Source organism: Kinneretia sp. DJ1R-11 (assembly GCF_025717595.1).
Taxonomy (GTDB): Bacteria; Pseudomonadota; Gammaproteobacteria; order Burkholderiales; family Burkholderiaceae_C; genus Paucibacter_A.
The window spans coordinates 31,713-52,811 of sequence record NZ_JAJIRR010000009.1; the positions used below are offsets into that span (position 1 = coordinate 31,713).

At 66.5% G+C, this 21,099-nt stretch carries 22 protein-coding genes; 15 read left to right on the forward strand and 7 right to left on the reverse strand.

Annotated features, from left to right (window positions below):
- Position 1: 1 nt before the first annotated feature.
- The 3 genes from LNV23_RS15425 (at position 2) to LNV23_RS15435 (ending at position 4,851) form a co-directional block, all read left to right on the forward strand.
- Positions 2–3,124 carry an efflux RND transporter permease subunit gene (locus LNV23_RS15425; RefSeq protein WP_263563786.1) on the forward strand — a complete coding sequence of 1,041 codons (3,123 nt, stop codon included), beginning with the start codon at positions 2–4 and terminating at the stop codon, positions 3,122–3,124.
- 111 nt (positions 3,125–3,235) lie between these two features.
- Positions 3,236–4,291, forward strand: coding sequence for an alkene reductase (locus LNV23_RS15430; protein WP_263563787.1), 1,056 nt, complete (start codon positions 3,236–3,238; stop codon positions 4,289–4,291).
- Between the two features lie 125 nt (positions 4,292–4,416).
- A complete protein-coding gene (locus LNV23_RS15435; RefSeq protein ID WP_263563788.1) occupies positions 4,417–4,851 on the forward strand; it encodes a response regulator in 435 nt (144 codons plus the stop codon).
- A 34-nt stretch (positions 4,852–4,885) separates the two neighbouring features.
- Here LNV23_RS15435 and LNV23_RS15440 read toward each other — a convergent pair whose 3' ends face one another.
- The 4 genes from LNV23_RS15440 to LNV23_RS15455 form a co-directional block, all read right to left on the reverse strand.
- Positions 4,886–5,380 (reverse strand): low molecular weight protein-tyrosine-phosphatase, encoded by a 495-nt coding sequence (locus tag LNV23_RS15440; RefSeq protein WP_263563789.1) that lies wholly within the window; start codon positions 5,378–5,380, stop codon positions 4,886–4,888.
- 5 nt (positions 5,381–5,385) lie between these two features.
- The gene (gene rpe / locus LNV23_RS15445) at positions 5,386–6,072 is read right to left on the reverse strand and encodes a ribulose-phosphate 3-epimerase (RefSeq protein WP_263563790.1); all 687 of its coding nucleotides are present in this window, start codon (positions 6,070–6,072) and stop codon (positions 5,386–5,388) included.
- 100 nt (positions 6,073–6,172) lie between these two features.
- Positions 6,173–6,586, reverse strand: a complete 414-nt coding sequence (locus tag LNV23_RS15450) for a VOC family protein (protein ID WP_263563791.1) — start codon at positions 6,584–6,586, stop codon at positions 6,173–6,175.
- Between the two features lie 164 nt (positions 6,587–6,750).
- On the reverse strand, positions 6,751–7,401 hold the full coding sequence (locus LNV23_RS15455; protein ID WP_263563792.1) for a TetR/AcrR family transcriptional regulator: 651 nt from the start codon (positions 7,399–7,401) through the stop codon (positions 6,751–6,753).
- A 230-nt stretch (positions 7,402–7,631) separates the two neighbouring features.
- Between LNV23_RS15455 and LNV23_RS15460 the strand changes: the two genes are divergently transcribed.
- The 3 genes from LNV23_RS15460 to LNV23_RS15470 all read left to right on the forward strand — a co-directional run bounded on the left by LNV23_RS15460 (position 7,632) and on the right by LNV23_RS15470 (position 10,332).
- The gene (locus LNV23_RS15460) at positions 7,632–8,693 is read left to right on the forward strand and encodes a fasciclin domain-containing protein (RefSeq protein WP_263563793.1); all 1,062 of its coding nucleotides are present in this window, start codon (positions 7,632–7,634) and stop codon (positions 8,691–8,693) included.
- Positions 8,694–8,874: 181 nt separating this feature from the next.
- On the forward strand, positions 8,875–9,828 hold the full coding sequence (locus tag LNV23_RS15465; RefSeq protein WP_263563794.1) for a fasciclin domain-containing protein: 954 nt from the start codon (positions 8,875–8,877) through the stop codon (positions 9,826–9,828).
- Between the two features lie 51 nt (positions 9,829–9,879).
- Positions 9,880–10,332, forward strand: a complete 453-nt coding sequence (locus LNV23_RS15470; RefSeq protein ID WP_263563795.1) for a fasciclin domain-containing protein — start codon at positions 9,880–9,882, stop codon at positions 10,330–10,332.
- Positions 10,333–10,560: 228 nt separating this feature from the next.
- On the opposite strand, the gene LNV23_RS15475 is transcribed toward LNV23_RS15470, so the two are convergent.
- Entirely contained in the window at positions 10,561–11,196 is a 636-nt protein-coding gene (locus LNV23_RS15475) for a DNA-3-methyladenine glycosylase I (RefSeq protein ID WP_263563796.1), read from the reverse strand.
- A gap of 96 nt (positions 11,197–11,292) precedes the next feature.
- Here LNV23_RS15475 and apaG point away from each other — a divergent pair, with 96 nt between their 5' ends.
- From apaG to mltA, 3 genes are all read left to right on the forward strand, one after another.
- Positions 11,293–11,667: a Co2+/Mg2+ efflux facilitator ApaG/CorD gene (gene apaG, locus LNV23_RS15480; RefSeq protein WP_263517710.1), complete on the forward strand. Its 375-nt coding sequence runs from the start codon at positions 11,293–11,295 to the stop codon at positions 11,665–11,667.
- Positions 11,667–13,691 carry a transporter-like protein TlpB gene (gene tlpB, locus LNV23_RS15485; protein WP_263563797.1) on the forward strand — a complete coding sequence of 675 codons (2,025 nt, stop codon included), beginning with the start codon at positions 11,667–11,669 and terminating at the stop codon, positions 13,689–13,691. The genes apaG and tlpB overlap by 1 nt, the downstream gene beginning before the upstream one ends.
- Before the next feature lie 87 nt (positions 13,692–13,778).
- Positions 13,779–15,020: a murein transglycosylase A gene (gene mltA, locus LNV23_RS15490; RefSeq protein WP_263563798.1), complete on the forward strand. Its 1,242-nt coding sequence runs from the start codon at positions 13,779–13,781 to the stop codon at positions 15,018–15,020.
- A gap of 132 nt (positions 15,021–15,152) precedes the next feature.
- On the opposite strand, the gene LNV23_RS15495 is transcribed toward mltA, so the two are convergent.
- Together LNV23_RS15495 and LNV23_RS15500 are read right to left on the reverse strand one after the other, a co-directional pair.
- Positions 15,153–15,431 carry a DUF427 domain-containing protein gene (locus LNV23_RS15495; RefSeq protein WP_263517713.1) on the reverse strand — a complete coding sequence of 93 codons (279 nt, stop codon included), beginning with the start codon at positions 15,429–15,431 and terminating at the stop codon, positions 15,153–15,155.
- 67 nt (positions 15,432–15,498) lie between these two features.
- Positions 15,499–16,275, reverse strand: a complete 777-nt coding sequence (locus LNV23_RS15500) for an SDR family NAD(P)-dependent oxidoreductase (RefSeq protein WP_263563799.1) — start codon at positions 16,273–16,275, stop codon at positions 15,499–15,501.
- Between the two features lie 224 nt (positions 16,276–16,499).
- Between LNV23_RS15500 and gcvA the strand changes: the two genes are divergently transcribed.
- The 6 genes from gcvA to LNV23_RS15530 all read left to right on the forward strand — a co-directional run bounded on the left by gcvA (position 16,500) and on the right by LNV23_RS15530 (position 21,089).
- Positions 16,500–17,453: a transcriptional regulator GcvA gene (gcvA, locus tag LNV23_RS15505; RefSeq protein ID WP_263563800.1), complete on the forward strand. Its 954-nt coding sequence runs from the start codon at positions 16,500–16,502 to the stop codon at positions 17,451–17,453.
- The gene (locus LNV23_RS15510) at positions 17,450–17,692 is read left to right on the forward strand and encodes a hypothetical protein (protein ID WP_263563801.1); all 243 of its coding nucleotides are present in this window, start codon (positions 17,450–17,452) and stop codon (positions 17,690–17,692) included. Before gcvA ends, LNV23_RS15510 begins: the two co-directional genes overlap by 4 nt.
- Before the next feature lie 156 nt (positions 17,693–17,848).
- The gene (locus tag LNV23_RS15515) at positions 17,849–18,715 is read left to right on the forward strand and encodes a hypothetical protein (protein ID WP_263563802.1); all 867 of its coding nucleotides are present in this window, start codon (positions 17,849–17,851) and stop codon (positions 18,713–18,715) included.
- An 80-nt stretch (positions 18,716–18,795) separates the two neighbouring features.
- Positions 18,796–19,671: a hypothetical protein gene (locus LNV23_RS15520; RefSeq protein ID WP_263563803.1), complete on the forward strand. Its 876-nt coding sequence runs from the start codon at positions 18,796–18,798 to the stop codon at positions 19,669–19,671.
- Positions 19,672–19,794: 123 nt separating this feature from the next.
- Positions 19,795–20,208 carry a hypothetical protein gene (locus tag LNV23_RS15525; protein WP_263563804.1) on the forward strand — a complete coding sequence of 138 codons (414 nt, stop codon included), beginning with the start codon at positions 19,795–19,797 and terminating at the stop codon, positions 20,206–20,208.
- Positions 20,205–21,089 carry a hypothetical protein gene (locus LNV23_RS15530; RefSeq protein WP_263563805.1) on the forward strand — a complete coding sequence of 295 codons (885 nt, stop codon included), beginning with the start codon at positions 20,205–20,207 and terminating at the stop codon, positions 21,087–21,089. Before LNV23_RS15525 ends, LNV23_RS15530 begins: the two co-directional genes overlap by 4 nt.
- The last annotated feature ends 10 nt before the right edge of the window (positions 21,090–21,099 follow it).

A 21,099-nucleotide genomic window follows, 5' to 3' on the forward strand; every position in this document is an offset into this window, starting at 1 on the left:
CATGCGCCTGACGGAAGCCTTCATCCGCCGGCCGGTCATGACCGTGCTGCTCAATCTCGCCCTGGTGATCGCCGGCCTGGCGGCCTGGAGCAAGATCCCGGTGGCCGCCCTGCCCTCCTACAACACGCCGGTCATCAATGTGCAGGCCAGCCTGCCCGGTGCCTCGCCCGAGACCATGGCCTCCTCGGTGGCCCTGCCACTGGAGAAGCAGTTCTCCACCATCGCGGGCCTGAGCGCAATCTCCTCCAGCAGCATCCTGGGCTCGACCTCGCTGACCCTGGAGTTCGACCCCTCGCGCAATATCGATGCGGCCGCGGTGGACGTGCAGGCGGCGCTGTTCCGCTCGCTGCGCGCCCTGCCCACCGAGATGACCTCGCCGCCCAGCTACCGCAAGGTCAACCCGGCCGATGCGCCGGTACTGCTGGTGGCGCTGACCTCGCCCTCGATCAATCTGTCCGAACTGAACGATTTCGCCGAGAACCTGATCACCCCGGCCCTGTCCACCCTGGACGGCGTGGCGCAAGTCTCCATCTTTGGCCAGAAGCGCTATGCGGTGCGCATCAAGGTCAATCCTGAGCTGCTGCAGCAGCGCAACCTGACGCTGGAAGAGCTGCAGACCGCGATTCGTGGCGCCAATGCCAACACCCCGGTCGGCGTGCTCGACGGCACGCGCCAGACCCTGACCATCCAGGCCAACAAGCAGCTCAAGAATGCGCGCGAGTTCGGTGCCATCGTGGTGGGCAGCCGCAACGGCGCGCCCATCTTTCTGCGTGATGTGGCCGAGGTGCAGGACAGCTTCGAGACGGTCAAGTCCTTCGCCAGCTTCAACGGCGAGCGCTCCATCACCCTGGCCGTGCAGCGCCAGCCCGATGCCAACACGGTCAAGGTGGTCGATGCGGTGAAGGCCATGCTGCCGCGCTTCCAGGCCCAGCTGCCGGCCTCGGTGCAGATGAGCACGCTGAACGACCGCTCGCTCTCGGTGCGCGAGTCGCTGCACGACGTTTATTTCACCCTGGCCCTGACCGTGGCCCTGGTGGTGATGGTGATCTTCATCTTCCTGCGCAAGGCGGTGGCGACGCTGATCCCGACGCTGTCGCTGCCGATCTCGCTGATCGGCGCCCTGACCCTGCTCTACGCCCTGGGCTACAGCCTGGACAACATCTCCCTGCTCGGCATCACCCTGGCCGTGGGCCTGGTGGTGGACGACGCCATCGTCATGCTGGAGAACATCGTCCGCCATGTCGAGGACGGCATGGAGCCGTTTGCGGCCGCCGTGCGCGGCGCGCGCGAGATGGCCTTCACCATCGTCTCGATCTCGATCTCGCTGGTGGCGGTGCTGATCCCCATCTTCTTCATGCCGGGTGTGATCGGCCTGCTGTTCCACGAGTTCGCGGTGGTGGTCAGCCTGTCCATCCTGGTCTCGGCCGTGGTCTCGCTGAGCCTGGTGCCCATGCTCTGCAGCCGCTTTCTGCGCCACCACGAGCCGCAGGAGGAAGGCCGCTTCGGCCGCCTGTTCGAGCGCGGCTTCAATGCCGTGCTGGCCGCCTACACCCGCAGCCTGGACGCCGCCCTGCGCCACCGCCGCTGGGTGCTGTGCGTGGCCCTGCTGAGCTTTGCCGCCAGCGCCTGGCTCTACGACCGCATTCCCAAAGGCTTTTTCCCCGAGGAAGACATCGGCCAGATCCAGGCCAGCACCGAGGCCTCCGAAGACATCTCCTTCAACGCCATGCAGGTGCTGCAGGAGCAGGCCGCCGAGATCGTGCGCAAGGACCCGGCCGTGGCCAGCGTCTCGGCCGCACTGGGGGCCGGCGGTGGCGGCGGCAATGCGGTCAACACCGGCCGCATGTTCATCAACTTGAAAGCACGCGGCGAGCGGCCGCCGATGAAGGAGGTGGTCGAAGGCCTGCGCAAAAAGCTGCGCGCCGTGCCCGGCCTGGCCGTCTACCTGCGGCCGGTGCAAAACCTGCAACTAGGCGGGCGACAAAGCAAGAGCCGCTACCAGTACACCTTGCAATCGGTGGCGGCCGGCGAGCTGAACAGCTGGGCCAGCAAGCTGCAGGAAAAGCTGCGCGGCGACCCCATGTTCCGCGATGTGACCAGCGATTCCCAGCTGCGCGGCCTGCAGGCCAACCTCATCATCGACCGCGAGCGCGCCGCCGTGCTGGGCGTGCAGATGCAGGACCTGCGCAGCGCGCTCTACGCTGCCTTTGGCGAGCGCCAGGTCAGCAGCATCTATGCCGAGAGCAACACCTTCCAGGTCATCATGGAAGCGGCCGACAGCGAACGCCTGAATGAAGAGGCCTTCGGCAAGATCTATCTGCGCGGCAAGGGCGGCGCCTTGGTGCCGCTGACGGCCTTCGCCAGCGTGCAGCGCGGCCTCGGGCCCACCTCGGTCAACCACCAGGGGCAGTTGCAGGCCATCACCCTGTCCTTCAATCTGGCGCCCGACGTGCCCCTGGGCAATGCCACGGCCAAGCTGGATGGCTATGTCAAGGAGATCCAGCTGCCGGCCAGCATCATCACCAGCTACGGCGGTGATGCCGCGGTGTTCCAGGATTCGCAAGGCGGCCAGCTGCTGCTGATCGGACTGGCGATTGCGGTGATCTATGTGCTGCTGGGCGTGCTCTACGAGAGCTACATCCACCCCATCACCATCCTGGCCGGCCTGCCCTCGGCGGCCGTGGGTGCGCTGATCACTCTGGAGCTCTTCGGCATGGACCTGACGCTGATCGCCACCATCGGCATCCTGATGCTGATCGGCATCGTCAAGAAGAACGCCATCATGATGATCGACTTCGCGCTGGAGGCGCAGCGCCACGGCGGCATGACGCCGGCCCAGGCCATCCGCGAAGCCTGCATCCTGCGTTTCCGCCCCATCATGATGACCACTCTGGCCGCTTTGATGGGGGCCTTGCCCATCGCCCTGGGCCTGGGCGCCGGCGCCGAGCTGCGCCAGCCCCTGGGCCTGGCCGTGGTCGGCGGCCTGATCCTGTCGCAGGCGGTGACGCTCTACATCACGCCGGTGATCTACCTGGCCCTGGACCGCTTCAGCGGCAAGGGCCCGGACACCCGGGTGGTCGATGAAGCGCCGGCCACGGCGTCCACCCATGCACAAACCGCCTGAAACCAAAGGGGTTAGCGCAAATCCACCACGCGCGCTGCGGCAAGTTCTTTGCTGCGGTGCTACCTTGTCGCACCTGCTGCCTTGCGCAGCGCCAACGAAATGAACACCTCCATGCTTTTTTCTGCCCTCCAAGTCGGCGCCTTGACCCTGCCCAACCGCATCCTGCTGGCCCCGCTGACGCGCACCCGCGCCGACGCCGGCCACATGCCCAATGCGCTGATGGCCGAGTACTACGCCCAGCGCGCCAGCGGTGGCCTCTTGATCACCGAATGCACCATGGTGGCGCCCCACACCTCGGCCTTCATCAATGAGCCCGGCATCTACAACTCCGAGCAGATCGAAGCCTGGAAGCAAGTGACCGCCGCCGTGCACGCCAAGGGCGGCCGCATCTTCATGCAGATCTGGCACGCTGGCCGCGCCGCCCACCCGGCCATGAACGAAGGCACGATCCCAGTGTCCTCAGGCTCGGTCGCCATCGACGGCGAGGTGCACACGCCCAATGGCAAGGAAGCCAATGCCCAGCCGCGCGAGCTGCGCGCCGACGAGATCCCGGCCCTGGTCGAGGCCTATGCCCAGGGCGCGCGCAATGCCATCGCCGCCGGTTTTGACGGCGTCGAGGTGCACGGTGCCAACGGCTACCTGATCGACCAGTTCCTGCGTGATGGCGTCAACAAGCGCAGTGACGCCTATGGCGGTTCGCTGGAAAACCGCGCCCGCTTCCTGTTCGAGGTGCTGGATGCCGTCACGGCCGCCATCGGCGCCGACCGTGTGGGCCTGCGCCTGTCTCCGCTGAACAGCTACAACAGCATGGTCGACAGCGATCCCGTAGGCTGGATCGGCTTCCTGGCCGAGAAGGTCAGCGCCTACAAGCTGGCGTATCTGCACGTCATGCGCGCCGACTTCTTCCAGGTTCAGAAAGCCGATGTCATGCCGGTGGCGCGTGCTAAGTACCAGGGCGTGCTGATCGGCAATATGGGTTACAGCGGTGAAGAGGCTGAGCAGGCCATCCAATCCGGCCAGCTCGACGCGGTGGCTTTCGGCACCAGCTTCTTGGCCAACCCGGACCTGCCGGCCCGCCTCAAGGCCGGCGCCGCACTCAATGCACCGGACGCCAGTACCTTCTACACGCCGGGCGCCAAGGGCTACACGGACTACCCTACGCTCTGACCGAGCCTCTGAGCTGAGCAAAGCTCCACACATTTGCGGGCAGCCTCAGGGCTGCCCGCCGTGTTTTGGGGCCAGCGCCCGCGCCGCTGGGTAGGATGACGAAACTCCATGGAGGATGGCCGGGCATGGTCACGACGATCAAACGCGAAGATTTCTGTTTTCTGGTGGTGGACGATTTCTCGACCATGCGCCGCATCATTTCGGGCCTGCTGCGCGAGCTGGGTTTCCGCAAGATCCTGGAGGCGGAAGACGGCCAGGTCGCACTGCGCACCCTGGAACTGGCGGCCGAATCGGGCGAGCCGGTGCACTTTGTGCTCAGCGACATCAATATGCCGGTGATGAACGGCTTCCAGCTTCTGGAAGCGCTGCGCCAAAAGCCCGAAGGCACACTGCTACGCCAAGTGCCGGTGCTGCTGGTCACGGCCGAGGGCCGCAAGGAAGACATCGTGCGCGCTGCCCAGCTGGGCGCCAGCGGCTATGTGGTGAAGCCCTTCAACAAGGACACCATTGGCGACAAGATTCACCTGGTGCTGAAAAACCGCCACGTCATGGTCGCTTGAGCGCAAGCGACCCGGCTTGGCTGTCTTTGCTCACTCAAGCCCGCGGCAGCGCCCCTTTGCGCCAGGCCTGACCCAGTGTTACCAGGCCGCGCTCCAGCAGCATCAACACCTGATCAAAACCGCTGGCCGGGCCAAAGTATGGATCGGGTACATCCTGGCCGGCCATGCCGGGCACCAGGTCCATGAACAGGTGCAGGCGATGCTGCAGCTCGGGGGGGCAGATCTTGCGCAGGGCGACCAGGTTGTCGGTCTCCATGGCCAGGATCAGCTCGTAACGCTGGAAATCTTCGGCGCGCACCCGACGCGAGCGCCACTTTTTGTCGATGCCCAGACGCACACGCTCGAGCGCCGCCGCCGCCCGTTTGTCGGCCGGTTCACCGCGCGGACCGGCATGGACGCCGGCCGAAGCCACATCGACAAAGGCCGCATCAGCACCCGGGCCGAAGCCGGCCCGACGCGCCTTCAACAGCGCCTCGGCCATGGGCGAGCGGCAAATATTGGCCGTGCAGACGAAGAGAACGGCGGGCACGGCGATCAGCGCGCGAGTTCGGCGCGCATGGCGTCGATCACGGCCTTGTAGTCGGGCTTGCCGAAGATGGCGGAGCCGGCGACAAAGGTGTCGGCGCCGGCATCGGCGATCTGGCGGATGTTGTCGACCTTGACGCCGCCGTCGATCTCCAGACGGATGTCACGGCCGCTCTTGTCGATGATCTTGCGCGCAGCCTCCAGCTTCTTGAGCGCGCTGGGGATGAAGCTCTGGCCGCCGAAGCCGGGGTTGACGCTCATGATCAGGATCAGGTCGACCTTGTCGATCACCCACTCCAGCACGTCCAGCGGCTCGGCCGGGTTGAACACCAGGCCGGCCTGTTTGCCCTCGGCCTTGATCAGCTGCAGGGTGCGATCGACATGCTTGGAGGCATCGGGGTGGAAGCTCACCAGGTCGGCGCCGGCCTTGGCAAAGGCCACGGCCAGAGCATCGACCGGCTCGACCATCAGGTGCACATCGATGGCGGCGGGCGTGCCGTCCGGCTTGACCGAATGCTTGCGCAGGGCCTCGCAGACCATGGGCCCGAAAGTCAGATTGGGCACGTAATGGTTGTCCATCACGTCGAAGTGAATCCAGTCGGCGCCGGCGGCCAGCACATTTCGGACCTCCTCGCCCAGGCGGGCGAAATCGGCGGACAGGATGCTCGGGGCGATGCGGTATTGAGGGGTGCTCATGGCTGGCTGCTGGCGCGCGGGCGCTCGGTGGGGCGGATGGGGGATTTTAGAAGCCCACGGCCGGCCGCCTCGCCGCGGGCAGACAAAACTGGCCCGAAGCTCAGCCCGGCAAGTGGCAGACCGCCTCGATATTGTTGCCTTCGGGGTCGATGACAAAGGCACCGTAATAATTGGGGTGGTAGTGCGGGCGCAGACCCGGCGCGCCGTTGTCGCGGCCGCCGGCGGCGACGGCGGCGGCGTAGAAGGCATCGACCTCGGCTCGGCTGGCGGCGCGCCAGCAGAGATGGCAGCCTGTTGTCACCTCCGGGCCGCCGTAGGGCGAGGGGCCGTCGATGAACCAGACGTCGCTGCGCTTGCCTTCGGGTTCGCTGGCGTCCGGGTGGCCGAAGCCGACGATATTGGCGCCGAAATTGCCCTCCAGGGCCAGGGTGTAGCCCAGTGGCGCCAGCGCGGCGGCGTAAAAGGCTTTGGCTTGGGCGATATCGCGCACGCGAAAGGTCATGTGGTCCAGCATGGTTGGGCTCCTGGCGTTGGGTTTCAAGGCCAAGCTGAAAGCCAGCGAGGCGCTCAGCACTGTATGTTCATACAGCAACGCAAGGCAATAGGCCTAACTCCCGTTTACACAGACTCTTGTGCGATTGCCGCCGCGGGCGCGGCACCGGCGGCTGGCGGCGCGCCTCAGCCCTTGCGCATCCGCTTGGGGCTGGCGGCGGCAGGGGCCTCTTGCCCCGAGCCCAGGCCACCGAAGCAGCTGAGCAGAAGGATGTCGATGATTTGCGCATCGCTGTACTGGCCGGCGGCCTTGAGCAGGCCCAGCACCGGGTCGCAGGCGCGGGCGAACAAGGTGTAAAGCAAAACCTCGGGCGGCAGCTCGGCGCGCAGGCTGCCCTCGGCCTGGCCGGCTTCGATCCACTCGCCCAGCAGGTCGGACAGACGCAGCAGCCGGTCCATATAGCCCTTGTGCGCCACCAGGGCGGCGCGCAGCGTCGAGTTCTGCGAAGGCAGCGAAGGCATCTCACCCGCCAGCTGCACCTGCATGGTCCAGCGAGCCACGGCGCGCAGCTGTTCCAACGGCGCCGCAGGCTGCTGGCGCAGGCGCTCCACCTCGCCCAGGGCCAAGTCCAGCACGCGCACCATGGCGGCGGCGGCCAGTTCTTCCTTGGACGAGAAGTGCTTGTAGAGGCTGGCTTTGGCGATGCCGACATCGGCCACCACCTCGTCCACCGTCATCAGGTCAAAGCCTTTTTCGGCCAGCAAGCGATTGACGGAGGCCACGATGGCGTCCTCACGCACTTGCAACACTTGTTCGCGAAAAGAGACTTTTGCCATGGCGCGATTCTAGGCGCCATCGGCCGCGGAAACGACAGCGCCGTTTCCAAACACCCGAATTCGTAACTTTTTAAACGCAACGGTTGACTTTGTGAACTACTCAGTTCACATTTCATCCCGAGCGGTGCAGAACTTCCCGGCAACAAGGGGCTCTCACCGAGCGCATTCGGCAAGACCTTCGCCCATTCCATCGAGCAAGCGGACCCAGCACAGCCCGCGGAGACCCACCCATGTTGAACTGGCTCATCGATCCCTCCCGCCTGGCGCGCCTGGCACGCAGCGAGCTTCTGCCCCATGACAGCGCCTGCATGTCGCCGCGCGCGCCGGCCCAGGTCGAAGCAACACGCCTCGAGCGCTGGCGCGCCGCGGTGCATCTGGCCGGCATGGAGCGCGCGCTGGACCCGGCCGCCACGCAGGGCCAGCTCAGCCTGCTGGTGCCCGAGGACGCCGCCTTTGCCGCCTTCGAGGCCGAGCTGGAGCAAAGCGGCAGCAGCTGGGCAGTGTTCTGCGAAGACCGCGCCGCCCTGCGCCGCTGGCTGCTCGGTCATGTGCTGCCCCAGCCCTGCACGGCGCAAGCACTGCGCAGCCACCGCGGCGCGGCGCTGGACACCCTGGGCGCTCACGCCCTGCGCCTGGCCCCTGCCTCCGACAGCCTGGCCGCGCCCGCCCTGCTCGACGCCAGCGGCCGCCGCGCCCAGCTGCTGAGCAGCCGCCAAATCGGGCCGCAGCGCCATCTGCATGTGATCGACCGGGTGCTGCAGCCAGCGACGCAGGGTCTGCTGGATCTGCTCGCCCAGAACCCCGAGCACCGGGACTTCCTAGCAGCCCTGCGCAGCACAGGCCTGGATGCGCTGCTGGCCGGCAGCGGCCCCTTCACGGTGCTCGCGCCCAGCAACGCCGGCATGGCCCGCCTGGCCCCGCGGCTGGGCCTGCGCGAGCGTGAGCTGGCGCGCCAGCCGGCCCTGCTGCGCCAGGTCTTGCTGCAGCACCTGCTGCCGGGCGACTGCGCCGTGAGCGATCTGCCTTGGGGTGCTCAATTGCGCACTGCAGCCGGCGAGGCCTTGGGTTTCAGCGCTCTGGGTCTGCTGGGCGAAGGCGAACAGCTCCAGCCCCTGCTGCCAGGAAGTGACCAGCTGGCCCGCAACGGCCGCTTGCATCAGGTGGAGCAGCTGCTGATCCCGCCCTCGCTGCAGGACGAACACGAAGCGAACGCTGCCGCCGACGAGCTGACGGCGATCCCGTTGCCGCTCTGGCGAGCGCCGCCCTGCGCGCCGCGCGGCCACGCGCACTGAGGCCGGCACCGCAGCCGCGGTTCATCTCCTCTCACTTGTCCTTTTCTCTCCAGCCACGCCCTGCAGGCGCGGCCGGGTGGGCGCGAGCCTGCCTGTCTCGTTGTTTGTCTCTCGCACGGGCCTTGCCCTCGTCTTTCAACCCTTCTCTCGCTTTCATTCAACTCAAGCAAGGAGCATGACGATGTCCCTCATCAATTGGCTGAAACCTTGGATCCTGCTGGGCTCTGCCGCCCTGCTGCTGAGCGCCTGCGGCGGCGGCGATGACCCTGCACCGCCACCCAAGCCGGAACCGACCCTGGTCGACGTGGCCAAGGCCGATGCGCGCTTCAGCATCCTGGTCGAAGCGGTGGTCGCCGCCGACCTGGCCACCACCTTGTCGGGCGCCGGCCCCTTCACCGTCTTTGCGCCGACCAACGACGCCTTCGCCGCCCTGCTGACCGAGCTGGGCGTGAGCAAGGAACAGCTGCTGGCCAACAAGGACTTGCTCAAGACGGTGCTGACCTACCACGTGCTGCCCGCCCGCGTCGCCAAGGCCACCGTGCCGGCCGGCAAGGCGATCACCACCGTGCAGGGCGGCATCTTCAAGGTCGATGCCGTGGGCAATGACCTGGTGATCACCGACGGCCGCAACCGCAAGGCCAATATCACCGCCACCGATGTGGCCGGCAGCAACGGCCTGATCCACGTGATCGACAAAGTGATCCTGCCCGCCAACAAGAACCTGGTGGAAACGGCAATCGCCACGCCCGATCTGAGCATCCTGGTCGAAGCCGTGGTGGCCGCAGACCTGGGCGCCACCCTCAGCGGCACCGGCCCCTTCACCGTCTTCGCGCCCACCAACGCCGCCTTCGCCGCGCTGCTGACCGAGCTGGGCGTCACCAAAGCCCAGCTGTTGGCCAACAAGCCGCTGCTCACCAAGGTGCTGACCTATCACGTGCTCTCGGGCCGCGTGCTCAAGGCCGATGTGCCCATCGGCACCGCCGTCAACACCGTGCAAGGCGAGAGCCTGACGGTCGACGCCAACCTCGACATCACCGACCGCAACGGCCGAAAAGCCCGCATCACCGCCACCGACGTGATGACCAGCAACGGCGTCGTTCACCTGATCGACAAGGTCATCCTGCCCAAGCAGTGAGCCCCCATTCACCTGTTCACCCACCCAAGCACCACCACCAAAGGCAACACAATGAAGCACTTCATCGCCATCACCGCCCTGAGCCTGAGCGCCCTGTCTGCCCAAGCCAAGGACATCGTCGACACGGCCGTTGCTGCCGGCAACTTCAAGACCCTGGCCACCGCCTTGCAAGCGGCCGGTCTGGTCGACACCCTCAAAGGCAAGGGGCCCTTCACCGTCTTCGCCCCGACCGACGAGGCTTTCGCCAAGGTGCCCAAGGCCGATCTGGACGCTCTGCTGAAGGACAAGGCCAAGCTGACCGCCGTGCTGACCTACCACGTCGTGCCGGGCAAGGTCATGGCCAAGGACGTCAAGGCCGGCAAGGTCAAGACCGTGCAAGGCAGTGAGCTGACCATCGGCACCATGGGCGGCGTCACAGTCGACCAGGCCAAGGTCACCGCCACCGACATCGCCGCCGACAACGGCGTGATCCACGTCATCGACAGCGTGATCATGCCCAAGTAAAACAGCGCCTCGCTGCGCAAACCGCCAGGGGTGAGGGATCACCTTGGCGGTTTTTCGCTTTTCTGGCCAATCCTCAGCACGGGGATGACTGCAAACGGCACGTAGCGGAAATTCAATTGCAACCACAGAGGCACGGAGGCACAGAGCAAAAACCAATTCGGCCTTGTATTTCTCTGTGCCTCTGTGCCTCCGTGGTTGCCTTTTGTATTCGGCTGCTTTGTGCCGACTTCAGCCCGTCGCCGGCGAGCGAAACGCAGCTCGCGCTGTTGCCACCTTCTCGCGCGTGATGCATCCCGGCGCGTGGTCATTGATCAAGCCCATGGATTGCAAGAAGGCGTACATGGTGGTGGGCCCGACAAACTTCCAGCCGCGCTTCTTCAGGTCCTTGGACAAGGCGCGCGAAGCATCGGATTCGGTGACGATCTCGCCGGGCAAAGGTTCGGCGTGGTGGCTGGGCTCGAAGCCCCAGATGTAGCGCGAGAGCGAACCCTGCTCCGCGACAAGATCCCGCGCGCGGCTGGCGTTATGGATGACGGCCTCGATCTTGCCGCGGTGGCGCACGATGCCGGCGTCCTGCAGCAGGCGCTCAATGTCGGCCGGGCCAAATCGCGACATGCGCTCGATCTCGAAGTTGGCAAAGGCCGCGCGAAACGCCTCGCGTTTGTTGAGGATGGTGCGCCAGGACAGGCCCGACTGAAAGCCCTCCAGACACAGCTTCTCGAACAGGCGCCGGTCGTCCGCGACCGGAAACCCCCACTCGGTGTCGTGATAGTGCAAATAGGCCGCATCGCCGGCGGCGGCCGCGCACCAGCGACAGCGCGGCCAGCCATCAGCGGGCAAATAGAGGGTTTGTTGCGGGGTCATGACGCGATCCGGAAAAAGCGGCCAAGCCGGCAGCCGCGCAGGGGAATGGCCCGCAGCATAGCGCCGCCCGGCAACGAAGAACCTAGAATCGGCCTCATGCCAAACCCTCAATTCAAATGCACGGTGCTTGTGCAAGTCCTGCCCGAGCAGACCGACGTCGCCCAGGGCGTGCACGCCTTCAGCTACACGATCACGATTGAGAACATCGGTGATGTCAGCGCGCAGCTGATCGGCCGGCACTGGCATATTGCCGATGCGCGCGGCCATGAGCAGGAAGTCCATGGCCTGGCCGTCGTCGGCCACCAACCGCTGCTGGCGCCGGGCCAGAGCTTCCAATACAGCTCCTGGGCGCAGATCGCCACGCCGCAAGGCAGCATGCGCGGCCGCTTCCTGTGCGCCACCGAAGACGCCACGGTGTTCTACGCCGAGGTGCCCGAGTTCATGCTGGCCGACAGCGGCGCCCTGCATTGATGCTGGCGCTGCGCCCCGCCCCGAGCTGGGACCTGACGGCGCTGCTGAATGCCGCCGACGCGCGCGCCGAACTGGCCGCACGCAACCTCTGGTTGGCCCGCCTGCTGGAATGGCTGCGTCACCCGGCCAGCCAGGAGGAACTGCGCAGCGGCGCCACCTTGCTGCCGGTGCTGCGCCTCAAGCACTTGCTCAATGTGCTGGAACGCAACCCGGCCCATGCCCAGGCCGTGACCCAGCTGCTCAACTCGATCTGGCGCGATCTCGACGCCAGCGGCCTGTTTGCCGATGTCGGCTTCGCGCCGCGCGTGGCGCTCTGGGCCGAGTTCCAGCACCGCCTGCAGCAGCGCCTGCTGCCACGCACCGCCGACACCCGCGATCTGGCCGAGCTGTTCGGCCTGCTCTTCCCCGAGCGCAGCGACGAACAGTGGCTGCTGGCCCTTGATGAAGCGCTGCTGCTGCGCCTGGGAGCCCTGCTGAATCCGGCCCTGCCGGCCGCCGCTGAACATGCCGCGGTCGACGCCGCCCCGCAATGGCGCGAAGCCATGCTGCGCGGCCTGACCGTGCTGGTCAGCAGCGTGCGCGCGGCCGGCCTCTCTGGCCCCTTGCGCCGGCGCATGAGCCCTGATTTGCTGGCCGACCAGCCCTTCGAGCAGCTGGCCGGCGCCTGCGACGGCCTGATCCTGGCCCTGCAAAGCGGCGACGCCGCGCGCAGCGCCCAAGCCCTGCAGCTCCTGCGCGCCCTGCTCGACGTCTGCCAGCGCGCCGCCTCCAGCGTGCCCGAACATCTGGAAGCCTTCGGCGTGTCGGTGGACATCGTCTTTGCGGTCGAACAGATGCTGGCTCGCATCGAACGCATCGAAGCCCTGCTGGACTGCCTGGGCGCCGAACACCATCCGCGCGAGCTGGCCCGCCTGCTGGCCGGCCTGGTGCGCGTGGGCCATGAGCGGCGCAGCATCCGCACTCTGTTCTCCCACCATTACTCGCTGCTGGCCCGCAAAGTGGCCGAACGCAGCGCCGAAACCGGCGAGCACTACATCACCCGCAGCCGCGAGGACTACCGCCAGATGCTGCGCCACGCGGCCGGCGGCGGCGCCATCATCGCCGGCACCACCTTTGCCAAATTCATGGTCATGGCCCTGGGTCTGACCGCCTTCTGGGCCGGCTTCTGGTCGGGCGTGAACTACGCCGCCAGCTTCGTCATCATCCACCTGCTGCACTGGACCGTGGCCACCAAGCAGCCGGCCATGACGGCGCCGGCCATGGCCGCCAAGCTGCAACACATCAACACGCCGGCGGGTCTGAACAGTTTTGTCGACGAGGTGGCCCATCTGCTGCGCTCGCAGATCGCCGGCATCCTGGGCAATCTCGCCGTGGTGGCGCCTGTGGTGCTGGCCGTGCAAGGGCTGAGCCAGGTCCTGACGGGCACGCCCCTGGTGGGCAAAGAGAGCGCCGAGTACGTGTTGCATTCGCTCAGCCTGCTGGGCCCTTCGCCCCTGTTTGCGGCCTTCACCGGCGTGCTGCTGTTCGCCAGCAGCTTGATTGCCGGCTGGGTGGAGAACTGGTTTGTGCTGCACCGGGTTGAAGCCGCCATCGGCTGGAACCCGGGCCTGATCGCCCGCCTGGGCCAGGCGCGTGCGCAACGCTGGGCGGCCTGGTGGCGTGGCAATGTCTCGGGCCTGGCGGCCAATATCTCACTCGGCCTGATGCTGGGCCTGGCACCGGCCCTGCTGTCCTTTGTCGGCCTGCCGATTGAGGTGCGCCATGTGACCCTGTCCACCGGCCAGCTGGCGGCCGCCGTCGGCACCCTGGGCTTCGAGGTGCTGCAGCAGCCCGCGTTCTGGTGGTGCGTGGCCGGCATTGCCTTGACCGGTGTGCTGAACCTCGGCGTCAGCTTCTACCTGGCCTTGCGCGTGGCCCTGCGCTCGCGTGGCATTCAGCTGGCCGACCAGGCCTTGCTGCGCCGCTCAATCTGGCAGCGCTTCCGGGAACAACCGCGCAGCTTCTTCCTGCCGCCGAAAGACTGATCCGGCCAGCCGACTTATTTTTCCTGTTCGCCCTGTTCCGGCAGGCGACGCTCGCCACCCTTGCGACCGGAAAACATGGTCCACCAGATGATGAACACGAACAGCGCCAAGGCCCCCAAAGCCTCCAGCAAAAGCAATCCCATCGCAGCCTCGATTCCCAGCAGTCAGTGGCTGCGGCAGGGCGCAGCCGGCGCGATTCTAGGCCTGCTGGCCGCCTGCTCCAGCACACCGCTGCCACCCGAGCCACCGGCCCGGCCGCCCGCAGCGGAAATAGCGCCCGAACGCGAGGCGGCCAGCCCGAGCCGGCCGCGCCAGGTGCTGCAGCGCGAACGCTCGCGCTGGGTGGCGGTCGACTGGATCGAGCTGCCGGGCTGGGGCGAGGACCGGGCGGCCGAGCTCTGGCCGGCCCTGCTGCAGGGCTGCGCCCGGCCGGCCGCCGGCTGGGCCGAACTGTGCGCGCGCGCCCTGCGCAGCGCACCGGGGGACGACCATGCGGTCACGCTGTGGCTGATGCAGCATCTGCAAGCCTATCGGGTCGAATCACCCGAGGGCGAGACCCAAGGCCTGCTGACCGGCTACTTCGAGCCCATGCTGGACGCCACGCGCAAGCCCCAGGGCGACTACCAAGTGCCGGTACATGCCGCGCCGGTCGATTTGCAGCAGCGCCGGCCCTACTTCAGCCGCCAGCAACTGGAAGGCGAGCAGCGCCAGCGCCTGCGCGGCCTGGAGCTGGCCTATTTGGACGACCCGCTGGACCTCTTGATCCTGCAGATCCAGGGCTCGGGCCGGCTCCGCATCAAAGCCAACGCGAACGACGACAGCGGCACTTGGGTGCGCCTGGCCTTCGCCGGCCACAACGACCACCCGTATCAATCGATCGGCAAGGCCTTGATCGAGCGCGGCGAGCTGCGCCCGGGCGAGGCCTCCTGGTCCGGCATCCGCGACTGGATGCGCCGCAAGCCGCAGCAGGCGCGCGAGCTGCTGTGGGGCAACCCACGCTATGTCTTTTTCCGCGAAGAGCCTCTGGTCGACCCCAATGTCGGCCCGCGCGGTGCCCAGGGCGTGCCGCTGACGCCCGGCCGCTCCGTCGCAGTGGACCGCGCCAGCATTCCCTATGGCACCGCGCTCTGGCTGGAAGCGGGCGACCCGCTGCAAAGCGGCAACTCGCCGCTGCGCCGCCTGGTCATGGCCCAGGACACCGGCAGCGCCATCACCGGCGCCGTGCGCGCCGATTTCTTCTGGGGCTGGGGCCGCGAAGCCGAAACCCAAGCCGGCCGCATGAAACAGCCGCTGCGGCTGTGGGCGTTGTGGCCGAGGGGGAAGACTTGAAGGGTGAATGGGTGAACGGGTGAACAGGTGAACGCCGGGTGTTCTCCACGACTCACCATTCACGACTCACCATTCACTTGTTCACTTGTTCACTTGTTCACCTGTTCACCTGTTCACCTATTCACCACGCCCTCACTCCCCCACCACCACACCCTTCCAAAACGCATAACGCCCCCGAATGGCGGCAGCGGATTCGCTGGGCTCGGGGTAGCTCCAGACCGCGTCGGCGTTCATCTCGCCGTTGACGAACAGGCTCAGGTAGTGGGCCTGGCCTTTGTCGCTGCTGCTGCGGTGGTTGCTGAAGCTGGTGTACTCGCGCTTGAGCGAGTCGGCGGGGAAGTAGTGGTTGCCGTCCATCAGCACGGTGTCATCGCTTTCGGCGATCACGACGCCGTTCCAGATTGCTTTCATGCTTGCGGGCCTCCCCGAGTTGGATCAGGCCGGCATTCTAGGAGGCCCTCCCCCGCACACGGCGGTTTCAGTTGCGCCCGGCCATCACACCGCCGTCCACATCCCAGACCGCTCCGGTGACCCAGGCCGCGCGCTCTGACAGCAAGAAGGTGATGACTTCAGCCACGTCCTGCGGCGTGCCCACCCGGCCAATCGGGTGAAAGCTGTTGAAACCTTGCAAGGTACTCGCCACCTCGGCCTTGGGAATGAAGCTTTCGTAGATCGGCGTCTGCACCACCGCCGGCGACACCGCGTTGACGCGGATGCGAAGCGGCGCCAACTCCATGGCCAGATGCTGGGTCAGCGCATGCAAGCCGGCCTTGGCCATGGAGTAGGCCGAGGACGGCGTCGCCGCAATCGCCTGCTGGGCCCACATGGAGCCGATATTGACGATGACCCCGGGGCGCTGCAGCGCCACCCACTGGGCGGCCACCGCCTGGGTGATGAAGAAGGTGGCGCGATTCAGGCTCATGTATTGCTCGTAATCCGCCTGCTGGTGCTCGAGAAAGGGCTTGGGCGCAAACACGCCGGCGGCGTTGAGCAGCAGGTCGATATCGCCATGCTCGGCCCTCAGGGCTTCGATCAGCGCCGCGGTTCCGGCGGGGCTTGAGAGGTCGGCATTCAAAGCGCTGACCGGGCCCAGGCGGCCCAGCTCCTGGCGCGCCGCCTCCGTCTTCTTGGGGTGCCGACCGACGATCAGCACCTTGCCGCCAGCGGCCAGCACCTGGCGGGCGACTTCCAAGCCCATGCCGCTGCTGCCGCCTACGACGCACAGCTTTTTGCCTTCGAACTCTGGTTTGCTCATTTGAAAAACTCCGATGCTTGAATTTGAGTAAAGAGGACAGTACGAGTCGGCTTGAGCTTGGCCAAAAAACAAGAAAAACTATCTGTTAGCCCAGCTTGACTCTGAGAGATCTCGCCTGGCCGTATCGAAACGATTCCCCTGCAAGATGGGCGTATTCTTGGCAATCGAGGCCACGCCCACAAACCATAAAAACCTCAGCGACGAGATAGAAAAAGTTTTTTATCATGAAGCTACCCGTCCACTTGAATGCCTTGCGCGCCTTCGAGGCCAGCGCTCGCCACCAGAGCTTTTCAGCTGCCGCCACCGAGCTCCATGTCACGGCGGCCGCGGTCGGTCAGCTGGTGCGTTCGCTGGAGGACTGGCTGGGCATGCCGGTGTTCCAGCGCGCCAGCAGCGGGCGCACCCGGCTGATACCGACCGAAGCGGCCGAACAGGCCTTGCCCGAGATTCGCGCCGGCTTCGAGCGCCTGGCGAGCGGCCTCGCTCGCCTTCAGGACGCCAGCCCCAGTCGCGGCGCGCTGACGGTGACCTGCAGCCCGGCCTTCGCCGCCAAATGGCTGCTGCCTCGCATCGATCGCTTTCAAGCCGCCTGGCCGGAGATCGAGCTGCGCCTAGACACCAGCCACAAGCCCGTCGACTTCATCGCCCAGCGCATCGACCTCGGCATCCGCTACGGTGCCGGTCGCTGGCCCGGCCTGCAGGCCGAGAAGCTGATGGACGAGGAGATCTATCCGGTGTGTTCGCCGCGCCTCATGGCGCAGGCCCCGGAGCGCTTGCGCCAGCCGGCTGATCTGCTCGGCCAGGTGCTGATCCATGACCTGTCCATGGACGGCCATGCCGACTTCCCCAGCTGGGCGCGCTGGCTGCAGCAGATGGGCGTCGCCGGCGCGACCGCGCCCCTGCGTGGCCTGAGCATCAACAACTCCGCGGCGGTCCTGCAGGCAGCCGCCGAGGGTCAGGGCGTGGCATTGGCCCGCAGCGTCATGGCTCACGATGACCTGGCTGCAGGTCGCTTGCTGCGGCTCTTTCCTGACCTGAGCTGGCGCACGCCCTTGGCCTACCATCTCGTGCACCGTGGTGAAGGCCGCTTGCCGCCCAAGCTCATGGCCTTCCGCGACTGGCTGTTCGCCGAGGCGGGAGCGGCCCCTGCCGCATCCACAGCGACAATGCCGGTGTGAAACGCTATTACTCGCACCAGAACAAAGACATCTTCGTCACGGCCGGCTCGGCCAAGGAGCTGGCGCCAGGCAGCTTTGGCGTCTGCGCCATCGGCGGCGGCGCGGAGGGCTGGGCGGTGGTGCACATCGGCCCCGAAGGCGATGTCGCCGACCTCGGCGGCGAGTACTACTTCGCCACACCCGAAGAAGCGCTGGAGTTCACCCGCGACTTGATCGACCTGATGGTCGGCACCGCCTGAACTTCGAACCGGCCCTCGCACAAGCGAGAGGCCTCAGGGCTAAACCCTGAGCTCGACGCATTGGGACGGCCGCTATGCTCGGCCGCCCTTGTCCCCCGCTGCTTCCCCGCCTTCGTGAGATTCCGCCAGCCTGCCCGCTTTCTCTGCCTTCTGGCCTTGCTTGACAGCACGTCAGGCTGGGCGACGACTTTGGCGCCCGAAGCCAAAGAGAAGGCCGACACCATCACTTGGCTGATGCCCGACAGCCAGTCCGCCGGCGGCGGCGCGGCCAGCCTGGGCTTCTCGGACCAGCTGGTCGACTATCTCGCCCAGGCCCTGCCACAGATCCGCCACCGCAAGGTGGTGGCCAATGTCAAGCGCAGCTGGCAGATGCTGGCGCATGGTGAGCCAGTGTGTGTGGGCTCGGCCGTGCGCACGCCCGAGCGGGCCACGCAAGCCTATTTCCTGCCCGCGCAATGGGTGCTCCCGCCCCAGCTGATCGTTCGCCAGGACCGGCTCGCGGCACTGCCGCGCACGCCAGGCGGCGAGGTCGATCTGCCAGCGCTGATGCGGCAGGCCCGCTTGCGTGGCGCCCTGTTCGAAGGCCGCAGCTATGGCCGCGCCATCGACGCTCAGCTGAGCTTGCAGAGTGAGGCCAGCCCGCGCCTGAGTCACTATGCGCAAGCAGGCGCGGCCGACAAGCTGCTGCAGATGCTGCGCCTGGACCGGGCCGACTACACCATCGACTACGACTTCGCGCTGAAACTGGTCGACAAGGAAGAAGCCCTTGCCTCCGGCGCTGCGCTGCAGAGCCTGCCCATTCTGGGCGCCAGCGAACCCGTGATCGGCAGCCTGGCCTGCCCACGCAACGCCTGGGGTTGGGCGACCCTGTTGCGCATCGGCCAGGTGCTGGCCGCGCCGGCGGGAACCCAGTTCCTGCGCGAGCGCATGGCCGCCCGACTCAGCCCGGAAGCCAAGCGGCAGCACGGCCATAAACTGGATCAGTTCTACAAAGACCGCAAGCAGCGCAGCCGGCCCCAATAAGCTCAGCGCCTCGCTCGCCTTAGCTCACAAGCGCTGCGAATCTCGCTATGCTGGTTGCACTCCAGCAGCAAATGCGAGCGATGAAATTCCCCTGGGCCTTCATGCTGTTCGCCCTGATGGCGACCCCGTCGCAGGGCCGAGATCTGGCCGGCCCACGCATGCAATGGTTGATGGGCAGCCAGCCCGTGGACCCTCAAGGCCGCCCCATTTCCAGCCCGGGACAAGAGTTGATCGAGTTCATGAAGAAGGCCTGGCCCGAGGTCCGCCACGAGGTCCTCTACGCCAACGGCAAACGCAGCCTGCAACTCCTCATGGACGGAGAGCCGGCCTGCCACGTCTCCCTGGTCCGTACCCTGGAGAGGGAACGTCAACTGCTGTTCACCAGCACGGTCCTGATGCCGCCGCCCAGCGTGATCGTTCGCCGCGACAGCCTCGCCCGCCTGCCCCGCGACGCCCAAGGCGCGGTGGACCTGCCGGCCCTGCTGCGCAATCCAGCCTTCAAAGGCGCCTTGGTCAGCGGCCGCAGCTACGGCAGCGCCATCGACCCACATCTGCAAAGAGCCGCGGCGGCCTTGCCCAGCACCATGAGCTACTTCTCGCCCAATGACTTCGGCGGCAAGGTGCTGCTCATGCTGCAAAGGCAGCGTATCGACTTCACGATCGAGTACGAGTGGATTCTGGGCATGATGGACGAAGCGGGCCAGAGCACGAGCCAGCTGTTCGCCTTGCCCATACAGGGCGCCATGGCGCTGAGCCCCAGCGGCATCGCCTGCCCGCGTACGGCCTGGGGTGAAGCGGCTATGCGCGGCATCGAAAAAGCCTTGAGCACCCCGGCCGGTGCGGCCATGCTGCGCAAGAGTTTCATGCCTTCTTTAAGCCCCGCCCTGCAAGCGCGTTATGGGCCGGCGCTCGAAGCCTTCTATAAGCGGCGCGCCCTGGGCCGACCGGACGACTAGACCGCAAGGCGCGCGCGGCTGAATCCTGTTTTGCCGGTGCGATGCTGGCGTCACAACCCAGAAGACAAAAGCAAATCAAGCCGACTATGCTTCGCCCTGTTTGCACTGCCACGCGCACGCACGATGCCTCAGCACGACGAAAAGCCGCCGCCACGCTGGACTCATGTGTCAAGTTGGGTCGCCACCACGGGCCTGCTGTCGCTCTTGCTGAATGTAGGCCGCGCGTCTGCTGCGATACAAGCTGCGTCGGCGTCGCGCCCAAGCGAGGGGAAGATGCGCTGGCTGCTCGTCGGTCAAACCGTGAGGGATCCCAAGGCCACAAGCGAGCACCCGGAGTCAGCCACACCGCCTGAGCTCATACTCCGTGAGCTGCAGCAGCACTGGGCCGATCAGGGCCACGAGATTTTGCATGCCGAAGGCACAAAGATGCACAAGCAGACCTATCAAGTCTGGTACAGCCCCGAGCGTCTGCATCAATACGCAAGCCAACTGGATCAGTTCTATCGGCAACGTGCGCGTGCTGAGGCTTTGCCATGAGCAGGACCGCGCCATTTCGCCGTCTGTTCGGACTGGCCGTCCTGGTGAGCGTGATGTTGGGCTGGGGGCAGGCTAGCGCCGAAACCAAGCAGGCGCCACCGAGCCTTGACCACATCGTGTGGCTGCAAGGCAGTACAGCTCGCCTCAACCCCATCGTGGCCTTTCTGAAAGAGCAAATGCCCGGCATCCGCCACGAGCCACTGGACACCAATGCCGTGCGCAGCTGGCAGATGATCCAGCGCGGCGAACCCGCCTGCCGGCCAAGCACGGTGCGCACCCGTGCGCGCGAGGCCGAGGCCTACTTCGCCGACACCCTGCTGGCCTTGCCGCCCGAGCTGGTACTGCGGCGCGACAAGCTGCATCTGTTGCCGCGCGATGCCGAGGGTGCTGCCGACCTTGGCCGCCTGCTGGAGCAGAAGCGCTTGCGCGGCGCCTACGCGCGCGGCCGCAGCTTCGGCGACATGATCGACGCGCTGCTGGCCGCTCAGCAGAAGAACAAAAACCCCATGCTGGCCGACTACGCCACTGTCGCCTGGGGCGACCGCATGCGCGACATGCTGGCCAAAGACCGCACCGACTATCTGATCGATGCGCCGGGCGCCTTGGCCCAACTGCAAAAACTGGGTCTGGCGGCCGAAGACTACGTCTCACTGCCCATTCACGGCGCCACCGAGCCCCTGGTGCTGGGCATCGCCTGCCCGCGCAACCCCTGGGGCCGCGTCGCCATCCAGGCCATCGACCAGGCCTTGGGCACGCCGGCCGGCGCCGCCCGCCTGCGCGAGATCACCAAGGATTGGCTCGACGCAGCGGGTCGCGAACGCTTAGCGCCACAGCTCGAACAGTTCTTTCAGCGCCGCAGCAAGCCGCTGAATCCAGGCTGAGGCCCGGCGG